The following is a 13,549-nucleotide window of genomic DNA, read 5'->3' on the forward strand; positions in this document are numbered from 1 at the left end:
GCGACCCTTGCGATGAAATTCTCAGAAATCATAGCAAGGGTTTGTCCGGGCGTTTTTACACACTCTGGGCCAGAAGCAGCCCTCCACCCAGATGGATAAGGCTCGGGTACGCGCTGTAGCCGCTGCCGCCAGGCTGCACTGGCCGCTAGGCGCGCTAGAGATTTCCTGTGTGGTTGAGGGCCAGCGTAGCCTGCGGCGGAGCTAAACGCCGCGCTCACTAAGAATATCTAAAATAGAGATTTTACAGCAGAGAAATGGGATAGTTTAAAATAATCCTGTTTTCATCAAATTCATTTGTATTGAAATTCCTTCGAACACTTGCGTTTCGCCATCTAATGTTAAAATTTTTCAACGGTCCGGACTGCACGACGTAGCTTAATTCAGTTTCTCGGACCCACTCTTTGCCGTCCGCCACCAATCCGCTATGTACGTTATCTCCACTGATGTATCGATTCATTAGAGTCAGCCCCGTAACTCCCAGCACAGTGAAGTCGAAATTGTGTCGCAGCTGCCATGAGTGCTCCTGTGCGTTATCAAAACTACCGTTGAAGGAGTCATTGGCCACCGTCCCACCATTGGTCCCATTCACCCGCAACCACGCACTATCGCCGCTTAGTCTTTGAAGACCCAGATAGAATGTGTTGCCGCCGGACTTAGCAGATAGTAAAGCGTAAGCAGTCTGATTATCTAGACTGCCGGCAAGTGCCGCTCCCTCTTCCTTCCCGTTGAAAAAGCCTACGCTCGCCCCAAGTACCCAGTCACCTACCTGCTGGCTATGGGTTAAGTTGATGAATTGTTGCTGATAGATGTCAGCCAGCTCTGCGTACCACAAGCCTATTTGCGTACGCTTGTCGTTAAAGATATATTCCGCTCCGCCGAAGTTAAAACGATCCGAGGACACAGCGGGTTTACTATTTATGTACATGTTTTCCATGCTTGCGTCGTTGCGAGGGCTGTTGCCACGGAACTGACCCCCGTAAAGCGTGAGGCCGGCTATCTCTTTAGAAGTCACTTGGCCACCGCGAAAGGTTTGCGGCAAAGAGCGGCCATCGTCAGAGCGCAGTATCGGCAGCAAGGGCATCCACTCACCTACCTTCACTTCAGTTTGTGAAAACTTAGCTTTTAACGCGCCCCCCAGGCGCCCGAAGTTATCCGCCGGGCGGCCGTCATCAAGGATCGGCAAAAGTTGAGTGCCGCCGGTGCCCATGCCTCCGTCAAGCTTCTGAGAATAAAGCCCCAACAAATCAACCCCAAATCCAACCAAACCTGCTGTGTATCCAGAGCGTGCATCAAGAATGAAACTTTGAGTCCATTCCGCAGCTTTGTTCTGTGGGTTGGCTTTGTTTGGATAGGAAGGATTGGTAAAATTGCGGTTGATATACGCGTTGCGCAAGTTAAGGATTGCTGAAAAGCTATCGAAAAAACCGCTATTTTCAGCGGCTTGACAAGCATATGGGGAACCCGCGCAAATCAGAAAAATCAAATAATTCATAAATCGACGTGCAAAAACGCCAACTATTTTAATGGAGGGTCGCATTCTATGTTCTCACAATGATTGTTATTATTTTTGCGATATTTAGTGCGTGAAAATGTTTTGCTTTGTTTTTTGTTGATTTGCTGGGCAGCGTTAACCCATGCGAGTACTTATATGGGGCTTAAGCTTTTCTGTGAAATGAAGGCCCCAGTGCCCAGGTATTATTCGGCGTCCCATAGAAGCCGTACCTTTAACTTGAGGGCCTTTATCTAAGTCAATCGGCTTGGGATCGCGACATTTGTTTTTGCCGCTTTACAGCAATGACGATAAAAACCGCTGCCGTTCCCATCCAAAAAACGCCAAGCCAACCCGTCGCGACGTAACTTCCTGTTGCCTGTCGCAGAATGCCATTTATCGTAGGACTGATGACCGAGCCTAGAATCCCGCAGGTCGTCATCACACCTATTCCCAAGGGTCTAGCTAGGCGCGAAAGCATAGTCGGCGGAATTGTCCAAAGTAACGCCATTGCCGAAAAACCACCCGCTGTCGCAGCAATCAAGCCAACCAGCTGTAGTCCAGGATTACCAGTTAGGGTGCTGGCGAACCAGCCCAGTGCTGAGAGGGTTGCAGCAAATGCGAAATGGGCTGCGCGCTCTTGTCTGCGATCTGAAGATCCACAAAGTAGTGGCATCATAATGATTGTTGCCAATCCTGGAAACGCAGCCGCAAGCCCGACGTTAAAAACGCTAGAGCCATTGTAAATATCCTTAATGATCAAAGGCGACCATGTCCCTAAGGTGCTCAAACTTGCGACCATGAAAAGGTTAGCAAAGCAAACTGTGACGAAAGGGAAATTAACAAATGACTTATATGAGACCTTACTTTTATCGACTTGCCCGGTAACATGCTCAGACGCCAGCTCAGCTACAAGAGCATCGCTTTGAGCCTGCGTGAGCCAGCGTGCTTTCCTAGGGCCGTCTGGCAAGTATTTGAGCACAACAAGTCCGAGAACAATCGTTGGTATGGCTTCAATGATGAACATCCACTGCCAACCATGCATACCCAGATATCCATTCATCGAAGCTAGAATCAAGCCTGACAGTGGCGAACCTAGCATGATTGCAGCTGGCTGGGCAGTCATAAACAGGGCATTTGCCCGGCCCCGCCTTGATGCTGGGATCCAGAAGGTAAGGTAAAGCAAAACTCCTGGTAAAAAACCCGCCTCGGCGATACCCAACACCGCTCGCGCTATATAAAGCCCCCAGGGGCCTGTCGCAAGACAGGTGGCCATCGACGCCACACCCCAAGAAATCATTATGCGGGCAATCCAACGCCTGGCCCCAAAGCGAACGAGCAATAAGTTACTTGGAACTTCGAAGAAAAAATACGCTGTGTAAAACAGCGTGCCAGCCAGCCCAAATTGTGTGAGCGTTACGCCCAAGTCGCTATTCATAGTAATGGCGGCAAAACCAAAGTTAATTCGGTCAATGTAGGCCATTACATAACAAGCAAAGAGCAACGGTAGGAGGTGTCGAAAGGCCTTCCGTACCGCTTCGTCTAGTTCGGCACGATTTACTGCAGGCGCACGATGATCTTGTGCATAGGTTGCACTGTCCATTGTGTAGTCTCCGCTTGTGACTTCTTGTTTTTGTCAAATTTTCAGCACGAGGCTCAGACGAAAATGCAGACCTGGAATGATCATTACTGATCTAGGCCGCCTTTACGGGATACCTTGCGGTCTTCACACGTTCAACATACCGCCTTCATTGACACGACTTCAGAAATCATTTTCTTTACCTCTCTGCACAGCCTTGGTGTGTCGCCGTGCTAAGTGAAATAGGTTGCTAAGAGTTTTTCCTCTTCATTCATGAGAGAGTTACGCTCCGGCGAACATAGTTTTCATGTCTGCTAAATTACGCAGTCAGTATCCTCTGGACCTGTCAATTTCTCCGATTAAGGGGTCGTTGTTTGTCAAGCGACGCAAGTTTTCTATGAACTGTTCCACTGCAGGAATCACGGAAGGCTGAGCTGCAATATGAGGAGTAACCAACACCTCCTCGCGACGCCAAAACGCGCTACACGGTGGCAGAGGTTCGGTTTCGAACACGTCGAGAGCGCCACCGCTCAGGTGACCTTCATCGATCAATTTCATCAAGTCAGACTCCACCACGATTCCTCCCCGTGCTACGTTGATGACATAGCTCCCCTTCGGCAGCTTCGACAACAGTGAGCGGTCAAGCAGGCCGACTGTTTCTGTGGTAAAGGGGAGTAGACACACCAGGTAATCGCACTGTTCAAGGAACGGCTGGATGTTACCTTTTCCAATGAATACCGGCACGGTTACCGCGCGCGCATCAGAACGCGTCCATCCAATCACTCTGAAACCCAGCTCTTTGATTACCCTAGCTACCGCAGCGCCGATACTGCCCAAGCCCATGATGCCGACCGTTACGTTGCTGGCGTCAGGGACTGGGATTCTTCTCCACTCGCCGGCCATGTGCTGGCTCCGCAGTTTGGACAACGAGCGAAACTGAGCCAAAATCTGCAGAGCCACGAACTGCGCCATGCTCAGCCCTAAACCCGGTTCTATCACTCTAGTAACTCGGACATTCTCCGGAAGATCCTGCGCTGCAAGGATGCCATCCGCACCAGCCCCTACAGAAGCTGCCAGGCGCAGGTTTGGCAAGCGCGGCGCGATACCAGACGGCAACTTGAATGAGAACAGAACGGTGACCTCTGGATCAGGTTCCGTGCCCAGTTCGGTGATAATTTGCAGCATGGGCAAGCGAGCTCTTAACTCTTCATAGCGACTTTTGACGAAGTCCGAAGTCAGCAGCATCAAAACCTTATGATTTCCCGCTTCACAGTAGGAAGTCATACGAGACTTCTGTTGAAGCTGAATTCGGGGTTATAACGTCTGACCTGGCGTACAAGGAGCTTCCAGCGAAGATCTACGACATCTGGGCGCTGCAAAAATGCTTTGGTCTGCTGTGCCTCTTCCGGTGGAAGCTGCTTTGCTGTGCCAGCAGCCATGGCTTGCAATTGCACGCGGGCTGCAAACTCAAGGACGGTGGCTGCGATGGTGGTTTCTGGTATGGAATCCCCAACCACCACTGAGCCATGGTTACGCAGCAGAATGGCCCTGTTGCTGCCCAGATGCGTAGCAATGCTCGCGCCTTCTTTCTTGTCCAGCACGATACCGTCGAATTCGTCGAAGAGTACGATATCCTCGTAGAACAAGGCACCGCTCTGCGTGACAGGTTCAAGATTGCTACCTACAACGCCCAGCGCGAGGGCGGCCTCAGAATGCGTATGCAGAATGCAGCATACCTCTGGTCGAGCCTCATAGATTTCTGTGTGGATGTTCAGCGTCGGATTGCATGGCAGGGTGCCTGTGACAGTCCGCAGATCGAAATCTGATTCGATGAGATCGTCCGCGGTAGCCTCTTCAAAACCGAAGCCGTAAGGGATGCTCCAGAAGGTTTTCGCACCGGGCAAGCGGGCGGTCAGATGACCCGAGATTCCGCTTCCTTGCCCATCCATTGCGAGGATTTGAAAGGCGTGAACCAGATCATGAATTAATTCCGGCAAATTATTATTGTTCATTTTTAACTCCCTAAATGGAATCAGCTCTCAACTGGGATACTTGATTTATTAGCGACATCGACGGCAGTGGCGTCATAGCTGAACAGCCATTCGTAACGCTGTCTTACGCTTTCTTCGTTCCACTCAGCAGAGACATAACGGCTCGCCTCGGTCGCATCGGCCAAAAGCGAATTGTGAAACCGCTCGCCATTGGCTGCCGACCCGCGAACAATGCGCGAGGTACGCTCAAGGCGCAGCGCTTGATATCGCAACAGACCTGTTGCCGGATCACTACGATGGGCCGCGAGACAGCGAGCTAACACTACGCCGTCCTCCAAAGCCATAACGGCACCTTGGGCCAAGAAGGGAAGCGTCGGGTGACAGGCATCCCCAAGAAGAGTCGCGCGACCTAAGGTCCAGTTCTCCATCGGCTGACGACTCAGGAGCGCCCATTTGTAAGGTTGGTCAATACCCTTTATGAGACGCTGGACATCGTCGTGCCAGTTTCTGAAGTCGTTCAGGCACTCCTCAACACTGCCCTTCTCAGTCCATGACTCAACTTGCCAGTCACTGCGCTCGATAATGCCTACAAAGTTTACGAGCCTGCCTTCGCGCAGAGGGTAATGTATGACGTGGGCACCGGGCCCAACCCAGTTAGTACCCAGATTGGCGTTCAAATGTGGTGGCAGATTTTCGCGCGATACCAGGCCACGCCAGGCTACACAACCGGTGAACTGCGCATTGCTTTCGCCAAACATTGCGCGTCGGATACGAGAATGCACACCATCTGCGCCAATAAGGATGTCGCCACGGATGGTCTCACCGCTTTCGACCTCTACCTTGACGCCCTCTGCGTCCTGTGTGAAACCGGTAACTTTGGTGCCTAGCCGAATGGAGTCCGGCTGGTGCTGTCGCACATGACGCACCATTAGCGCGTGCAAATCTGGTCTGTATATCAGGTAGTAAGGGAAGCCGTATTTCTCTACCGATTCGGCACCCAGATCAAAAAGTTTCCAGGTCTGGCCAGTATTCCAGAGCCTGATTTGCTTGCCTTCCGCCTGGGTGGCCAACTGCTTTATTTCTTCGCCAAGGCCGATATCTGCCAGGCAGCGGGCACCGTTGGCACTGACTTGAAATCCAGCTCCAACTTCACCCAGTTCGCGAGCTTGCTCCAGGACTGTGACGCGAATGCCGCGTCGCTGCAGTGCGAGTGCGCAGCATAAGCCTCCTATGCCGGCACCAGCGATTACCACGTGCAGAGGTTGAGCGGTCATGAGCTCTATCCTTTCTTATTGTCCGGCCCGATTGGCCCCCCTAGAATTGAGCCTCACCTGCATCTATATTTGAAGTTAAACTATCAAATCAATTGATAAGCGCTGCTAATGAACGTTAATACCCGCCAGCTACAGGCCTTTATCGCTATCGCCCGATTGGGCAGCTTCACTCGTGCGGCCGAAGAGATCTTCGTCACCCAAGCGGGCCTGAGCCTGATGCTCAAAGATTTTGAGGCACAGGTTGGCGCTCGTTTGTTTGATCGCACCACTCGTTCAGTGAGCCTTACCCCTGCTGGGCAGGCTTTGCTTCCCACGGTCCGAGGCATGTTGGCGGACTGGGAGAGCGCCATGTTCAACATTGACCAGTTCTCTGCGGTGGCCGGGCAACGGTTGGAGTTGGCAGCGACACCTTTGATTGCGTCCAGTGTGCTCCCGGATTGGTTACACGAATTCAAGCGAATCCAGCCTAGCGTTCAGGTCAATGTCAGCGATCTCGATCGACGACAGATTCTGCAGGGCATCGAGTCCGGCGAGATTGATTTGGGACTGGGAGCTTTTTTTAAACCTGCTGCAGGTATCGAGCGGCGTTTACTCGCGACGTTTCAAATGGTACGCATCTGTCCCAAGGCAGGTTATGAGACGACTTCCCGTCAGCGCGGACCGCGCTCGGGTCAGGGACAACAAGCAAGATGGGCCGACTTTTCGGGCGAGCGCTTGCTGACATTACCTGCCGATAACCCGATACAAAAGCTGGTGAATGATCAATTAAGCAGTGTTCACGCTGCGCCCGTTCCGGGGGTAGGCCTGCAAAACATCCAGACCATCATCGGAATGGTTGAAGCTGGCCACGGTGTGGCAGCGTTGCCGGGGTTTGTCGTCTCGGCGTGCGAGCGTTACCACGTCACGATTGAACCTCTTATCGACCCAATCGTCCCGATCGAATATTTTGCCGTGACTAAAAAAGGTCGTCAGAAGACTGAATTGGCCACGGAAACCATTGATAGTATTGAGCAGTATTTTCAGAGGCTGAGTCAGATCGGTAACAACTGACGAAAGGATTGTTTTTACGCTTGCAACAGAACGTACACTCAATCGTGCCTGGTCGAACCGTTAAGAGATTACGCGCTATCGCCGCTTTTGCACCATCTTCTTCGCAGTCTAAAGAGCACGAGGAATTTGGCCTGAAAATCAGACGGGAACAGACGGTCGGAAAATATCTAGCGCAGGAGTTGAGTCCAACACTTAAGCCTTCAGGAATCTACAACGAGACTTAAGTTGGACTCAATTTATTCAAGCTGTAATTTATTTCTACGCAGTTGGAGTATCAATCTGATTCGCTGGATGGGCACGCTGAAACGCCGGGTGCCTCTCAGCAAGATGCTCGAGCCGGGCAATTTTGGGAAACCGGGCAGCGACATTTAGCCCGAAACGGCGGGCAGCATAGATCTGCGGAAGAAGGTACACATCAGCCAATCCCGGGGCGCTCGATAAGGCCCAGCCACTATCCTCTATGAGGGGCTCAACTGCCGTAAGACCTTCGGCAATCCAATCCTGAATCCACCGCGAAACAAACTCTCCGTCGTGACCGGCTGCGCGGAGCTTGTTCAAAACAGATACATTGTGTAGTGGGTGGATGTCACATCCAATAATCGCGGCGACGGATCGGGCTAGCGCACGGCGCTCCGGGCTACCGGTGATTAATGCCGGCGTGGGAGCCACCTCTTCAAGGTATTCAATGATTGATGGCGACTGCGTGATTCGCACCGGGCCATCAACTAGCGTAGGAACACGCCCTTGAGGATTGATGGCCAAGTAAGCGGAGAGGTGATGCTCGCCCCCATCCTTGACCAAATTTACTGGCCGGATGGTGTAATCGATTCCCTTTAGCTCTAACGCGATACGAACGCGGTAGGATGACGTTGAACGGTAATATGAATAAAGGATCACCGTTTCAATTCCTTTGAGGGTAGAACCACTGCCCTGGCTTCGCCGAAGCCGATGGAAGGAAAACCCTGTCGGGCGCATCTAGCCCTTAAGATGATTTCATCTCCGTCTTCAAGAAATGTCCGGCTTTCCCCATTGGGTAACCTCACTGGGTTCTTGCCGCCCTCCGTCATCTCCAGCAACGAACCCAAAGATCCTACTTCGGGGCCGGACAACGTTCCTGTGCCGAAGAGATCGCCGGGGTTCAGTTGACAACCGTTTACGGAATGGTGCGTGACCATCTGAGCGAACGTCCAATACATGTTCTTTGTGTTGCTTCGGCTCAGCGTAAACGGTTTTTCACCAGTTTCTCGCATTTTCGGAGTGACAATCAGGACTTCAAGTGTAATGTCAAAGGCTCCTGACTCCTGATCTTTCTTATCGTGCAGGTATGGCAGAGGTCTAGGATCAGAGATAGGCCGCTCTGGCTGCGCACAGCGGAAGGGCTCTAACGCTTCGATTGTCACCACCCAAGGTGAAATTGTGGTGGCAAAACTTTTGGAGAGGAATGGGCCTAACGGCTGATATTCCCAAGCCTGGATGTCACGCGCCGACCAATCATTTAGCAAGCAGAAACCCGCGATATGGTTTTGAGCTTCAGAAATCTGAATAGGCTCTCCGATAGCGTTACCTGGCCCGACCCAAAGACCCATCTCCAGTTCATAGTCCAACCGGCGCGTCGCACAGTGAATGGGTTCATCATTATCCGGCAATTTTATCTGGCCAGCCGGCCGCACGAACGGTTGTCCTGAAGGCGTGATAGTGGATGCTCGACCGTGATAGCCAATCGGTACATACTTATAATTTGGCAATAATGGATTATCTGGCCGAAATAATTTTCCCACATTCTCAGCGTGATGGATGCCTACGTAAAAATCCGTGTAATCCTTGATAGATGCGGGAACGTGCATTTGGACCCTAGCTGAAGGGATAAGCAGACGGTCGCCTAACATTCGCTGTGCATCGGATTCGACACTGTTTAGTGACAGTAGTTCTGTCAGCCGCTCCCTGAGCGCTCGTCGAATTTCTTGTGGTAGGGCAAAGAACGAATTCAATGAGCCGCCTGCCGCTGATTCGGCTGCCGTTCGAGCTTCTCCCGTAAACAGATCCGCCTTCAATGCTTCTTGAATGTCATAAATCATATCGCCAATGGCAACCCCCGTACGCAGGTTACCTCCATCAACACTGAAGACACCATAAGGTAAGTTGGCCAGCGGAAAATCACCGTGGCTGTTTGCAGAAGATACCCAACTGTTCATGTTCTGCTCTCTCATTCAAGAATTCTTGTTTGTGTACTTGGCGCTCAAGCCTTCCCAGCACTCATCATAATTACGCTGTAAGGCGGGATTGTTCAGGGCAAACTTCGTAGGTCGCAAGACCTGCGAGGTTTCGAACATGAAGGCCATAGTGCCGCTGAGCTTCTGGGGCTGGAGAGAAGCAGTGATCGCCTGTTCAGAGGTATGTGCATCTGGGCCATGGGCGCTCATGCAACCGTGGAGCGAAGCGCCTCCTGGACTGAACCCATCCGCTTTTGCATCGTACTCACCTTCGATCAACCCCATGTATTCATTCATGAGGTTGCGGTGGAACCATGGTGGTCGGAAGGTATTTTCAGCTACCAACCAGCGCGGCGGGAAGATCACGAAATCCAGATTCGCAAGGCCGGGCACGCTGGTGGGGGACGTTAATACAGTGAAGATGGACGGATCGGGATGGTCGTAACTGATTGATCCGATCGTATTGAAATGTCTTAAGTCGTATTTGTAGGGAACGTTGTTGCCGTGCCAAGCGACAACGTCGAACGGGGAGTGGTCAAGTTCTGCTTCCCAGAAACTACCTTGAAATTTCTGTACTAGTCGCGTGAGCTCTTCACGATGTTCGAACCACGCTTCAGGCGTGAGAAAGTCTCGGGGATTGGCCAAACCGTTGCTACCAATAGGACCGAGATCTGGAAGACGTAGCGGAGCAGCATGATTTTCCGCGACATAACCCTGGGCTTCCGGATCAAGGAGCTCGACTTTGAATTTTAGCCCTCGAGGAAGTACTGCGATTTCCAAGGGGCTGAGCTCAATCCGCCCTAATTCTGTTACCACCATGAGACGACCGCTCTGTGGAACGATCAGCATCTCCCCATCTGCGTTGAAGAAAACACGTTCCATCGAGCGGTTCGCCACATAGTGATAAACCGTCACCCCGCTCGGGCGGTCAAGGCTCGAATTGGCAACCATGGCGCGCAAACCGTCCAAGAAATCGGTTGGGGTAGTCGGCACAGCAAGAGGGTCCCAACGCATCCGGTTTGGATTTGCAGGAGCAAGCTCAGCTTGTGGGATTGGAGAAGGAATGGGCTTGAACGATGGGTGTGCAGCAGATGGTTGAATTCTGTACATCCATGTCCTCCGACTTTCGTGCCTTGGCATCGTGAAGGCAGTACCGGAGAAGAGCTCTGCGTAAAGCCCATGCGGCAAGTGCTGCGGAGAATTCTGGCCTTCCGGCAGTGCCCCTTTCACTGCCTCACTGGAGAAATGGTTACCGAATCCTGACTGGTAGGTGAGGTGTGATGGCTGGTTCATTTTTACCTCCTGCAAACTCAAAGGTTATGCTTAGCGTAAAACGATTACACATAGCGTAATTACGCACTCGCGTGCAGTCAAGGCATGCCCCCTCACATCGACGTAGACAGGCCCAACAAATCGCCCTAGCGATCGAAGAGATCTCCCATCGGTTTGCCGGTCCGCCTCATGCGAGGGGTGTGGAGCTTTGACGAACGAGCGCCCTGCAGGGCCATGATCAATTCCGTTTCGGGGTTTTCGACCTGATGACCCCGCGGACTATGTGAGCCAGGTAGAAGAGGTAATCGATTTCGAGCGCGCTTGGCGATAGAGAGGTTTAATCTGAGGTTGGCGCCGAACAGCGTTTAACCAGCTACCCCATCAGAGGCCATTATGTTCGACTGGGAAGACCTCCGTTTCTTCTACTCCTTTGCAGCCGCAGGCTCACTGGCAGCAGCATCTAGGTCGCTAAGCGTGGATCATGCGACAGTGGCTCGGCGGATTTCATCCTTGGAGAAATCGCTGAATCTAAAGCTCGTAGATCGCAGACAACGTTCTTATTCACTGACTGAAAGCGGCCATCGAGTAGCAGAAGTGGCTGTCCAGATCAGTGAATCAGCCTTCGCAATCGAACGGCTTGCAGAAATCGAACAGGATACGGTTGAGGGCGATGTGGTAGTCACCGCCCCACCGGCATTCGTAGGTACCCTAATTGCGCCCCATGTGGGCAAGCTAAATCAAAGCTTCCCCAAGCTAAGGCTGCACCTGCAGGCGACCAAAGAGGTGAAATCATTGTCTCGCCGTGAAGCTGACATAGTGATCAGCCTCACACGCCCCCATGAGCAAACGTCCGTGGCCAAACGTTTGGGCCAGCTTCGATTTGCGTTGTGTGCCAGCGCGTCATATCTGTCCAGCACCGATGATTACGTGTTCATTGCTTACGACGAATCCGTAGAAGACACGCCGCAACACAGTTGGCTGAGAAAACATGTCAACGGTCGCCCATCTGTTTTTTTCAGCAATGACCTGCGAATTCACGCCATCGCAGCAGCAGGTGGGGCCGGCGTTGCTTTACTACCGGATTACTTGGCCAAGGAATACGAACTCGTTCCAGTAAGCCCGGGAAGCGCGGCGCTCACGCAGGATATCTGGATTTCCGTGCATGAGGATGTCAGGCATACCCGCCGAATAGGTGCAGTACTTGATTTCCTGACAGCGTGTATTGAACCAGCCTACCGCTTGTGAATTTCTGCAGCATCGGCGTGCAGAAATATGCAGTTCTGGGTAATGCAGTTGTTCCCTATCATTGTTCGAACTCATGTCTTTGGACACCAACGCAGGTAAAGCTGCACTCATGTTGAAACAAGCAGGGTATAGATAATGTACGAGAACATCCGCGGGAAAGTTGTAGTGATCACTGGGGCGAGCAGCGGGATTGGAGAAGCGACTGCCAGGTTGCTCAGCCAGGAAGGTGCATCAGTCGTGCTTGGCGCCCGCCGCTTGGAAAAACTTGAATTGCTCGCGTCCACATTGCGGGCTACAGGAGCAAACGTGCAGGTCGTCCAAACGGACGTTGCGAAAAAAGAAGAGGTCGAAGCGCTTGTAGAGGCAGCTATCCGAGCCTATGGACGGATCGACGTAATGATCAACAATGCTGGGATCATGCCTAATTCCAGGCTCGACCAGCGCAAGGTTGAGGATTGGGAGCGGATGATCGACGTCAATCTGAAAGGGTCGCTGTACGGGATTGCGGCTGTTATTCCTGTGATGCAAGAGCAGATGAGCGGGCACGTTATATGCGTATCGTCTCTTTCAGGGCATCGTGTGAAGCAGAATAGTGCAGTCTATTCGGCAACTAAGTTTGGCGTGAGGGCAATCGCTGAAGGCTTAAGAATGGAAATGACGCCCTTCAACATTCGCAGCACCATCATCTCACCGGGCCCAGTAGATACCGATTTACCAGGTAGCGTGACGGATGAACAAACGGCTCAGCAAATTCGCGACCTTCATGCCGAGATCGCTATTCCAGCCTTGTCCGTTGCCCAAGCGATTGCATTCACAATCTCTCAACCTGCTAGCGTTGATATCAACGAGATTTTGCTTCGCCCTACTGCGATGGAGTAACTCAAAGAAATAAGAGTGAACATCCTGGAATCTAACCGCTTTGGGGTGGTGTGATCTAGTTTGAGAATCTTCGGTAAGCGTCCGGTGAACTGGCTTCTTCGGTACCCAAACTCAGAGCGCTACTTGAATGCTCCGTAGGTAGTCATGGTGCCGGATGCTCTACCACCATTGCCAAGCAGCACGTACAGCGTGTTCTTGGTTACGAACCAACAAGGCTCCTCAAAATAAGATTGGAAGGTGCTTCGTACCCAGTCGCCCTCCTGGAATCGCCCTCGACTATCGAAAACGACGCTGCGCGCGTAGAGGAAGGTAGGGGTAAATCCCTTCTCCAAAAACGCTGCTAGCTGACCGGAGGTCAGGGTAACGTCGATAAGCACCCACTCCTCCACCAAGCAGTATGCCTTGCCAGGATACTTGGGTAGAGCAGGTGATCACTGCTGCTGTGTCGCTGCGCATCGGGAAAAACAGTCAAGTGACCGCTTTTGGCCCAGAGTGTGTAAAAACGCCCGGACAAACCCTTGCTATGATTTCTGAGAATTTCATCGCAAGGGTCGCCTATG

Annotated in this window: 11 protein-coding genes and 1 pseudogene; 3 read left to right on the top strand and 9 right to left on the bottom strand. The window is 52.1% G+C overall.

Features of this window, described 5'->3' with window-relative positions; genetic code table 11:
* Nucleotides 1-241: 241 nt before the first annotated feature.
* From ACWKWX_RS32185 to ACWKWX_RS32205, 5 genes are all read right to left on the bottom strand, one after another.
* A complete protein-coding gene (locus ACWKWX_RS32185) occupies nucleotides 242-1,492 on the bottom strand; it encodes an OprD family porin (protein ID WP_483829884.1) in 1,251 nt (416 codons plus the stop codon).
* A 256-nt stretch (nucleotides 1,493-1,748) separates the two neighbouring features.
* Nucleotides 1,749-3,092 carry an MFS transporter gene (locus ACWKWX_RS32190; RefSeq protein ID WP_483829885.1) on the bottom strand — a complete coding sequence of 448 codons (1,344 nt, stop codon included), beginning with the start codon at nucleotides 3,090-3,092 and terminating at the stop codon, nucleotides 1,749-1,751.
* A gap of 303 nt (nucleotides 3,093-3,395) precedes the next feature.
* Complete coding sequence (locus tag ACWKWX_RS32195) at nucleotides 3,396-4,352, bottom strand: 2-hydroxyacid dehydrogenase (protein WP_483829886.1); 957 nt, start codon at nucleotides 4,350-4,352, stop codon at nucleotides 3,396-3,398.
* On the bottom strand, nucleotides 4,349-5,080 hold the full coding sequence (locus ACWKWX_RS32200; RefSeq protein WP_483829887.1) for a class II aldolase/adducin family protein: 732 nt from the start codon (nucleotides 5,078-5,080) through the stop codon (nucleotides 4,349-4,351). The genes ACWKWX_RS32195 and ACWKWX_RS32200 overlap by 4 nt, the downstream gene beginning before the upstream one ends.
* A gap of 20 nt (nucleotides 5,081-5,100) precedes the next feature.
* On the bottom strand, nucleotides 5,101-6,333 hold the full coding sequence (locus tag ACWKWX_RS32205; protein ID WP_483829888.1) for an FAD-dependent oxidoreductase: 1,233 nt from the start codon (nucleotides 6,331-6,333) through the stop codon (nucleotides 5,101-5,103).
* Nucleotides 6,334-6,441: 108 nt separating this feature from the next.
* Here ACWKWX_RS32205 and ACWKWX_RS32210 point away from each other — a divergent pair, with 108 nt between their 5' ends.
* On the top strand, nucleotides 6,442-7,383 hold the full coding sequence (locus ACWKWX_RS32210; protein ID WP_483829889.1) for a LysR family transcriptional regulator: 942 nt from the start codon (nucleotides 6,442-6,444) through the stop codon (nucleotides 7,381-7,383).
* A 258-nt stretch (nucleotides 7,384-7,641) separates the two neighbouring features.
* On the opposite strand, the gene maiA is transcribed toward ACWKWX_RS32210, so the two are convergent.
* The 3 genes from maiA to hmgA are packed head-to-tail and all read right to left on the bottom strand — an operon-like array spanning nucleotide 7,642 to nucleotide 10,886.
* A complete protein-coding gene (gene maiA, locus ACWKWX_RS32215) occupies nucleotides 7,642-8,280 on the bottom strand; it encodes a maleylacetoacetate isomerase (RefSeq protein WP_483829890.1) in 639 nt (212 codons plus the stop codon).
* On the bottom strand, nucleotides 8,277-9,575 hold the full coding sequence (gene fahA, locus ACWKWX_RS32220) for a fumarylacetoacetase (RefSeq protein WP_483829891.1): 1,299 nt from the start codon (nucleotides 9,573-9,575) through the stop codon (nucleotides 8,277-8,279). The genes maiA and fahA overlap by 4 nt, the downstream gene beginning before the upstream one ends.
* A gap of 15 nt (nucleotides 9,576-9,590) precedes the next feature.
* Complete coding sequence (hmgA, locus tag ACWKWX_RS32225; protein ID WP_483829892.1) at nucleotides 9,591-10,886, bottom strand: homogentisate 1,2-dioxygenase; 1,296 nt, start codon at nucleotides 10,884-10,886, stop codon at nucleotides 9,591-9,593.
* Nucleotides 10,887-11,258: 372 nt separating this feature from the next.
* On the opposite strand from hmgA, the gene ACWKWX_RS32230 reads away from it, so the two are divergent.
* Nucleotides 11,259-12,110 carry a LysR family transcriptional regulator gene (locus ACWKWX_RS32230; protein ID WP_483829893.1) on the top strand — a complete coding sequence of 284 codons (852 nt, stop codon included), beginning with the start codon at nucleotides 11,259-11,261 and terminating at the stop codon, nucleotides 12,108-12,110.
* A gap of 135 nt (nucleotides 12,111-12,245) precedes the next feature.
* Nucleotides 12,246-12,989 (top strand): SDR family oxidoreductase, encoded by a 744-nt coding sequence (locus tag ACWKWX_RS32235; protein ID WP_483829894.1) that lies wholly within the window; start codon nucleotides 12,246-12,248, stop codon nucleotides 12,987-12,989.
* Nucleotides 12,990-13,108: 119 nt separating this feature from the next.
* On the opposite strand, the pseudogene ACWKWX_RS32240 reads toward ACWKWX_RS32235, so the two are convergent.
* A pseudogene (locus tag ACWKWX_RS32240) lies at nucleotides 13,109-13,393 on the bottom strand (DUF6957 family protein); the annotation flags it as partial.
* Nucleotides 13,394-13,549: the final 156 nt, after the last annotated feature.

This window comes from Pseudomonas imperatae (assembly GCF_057128625.1).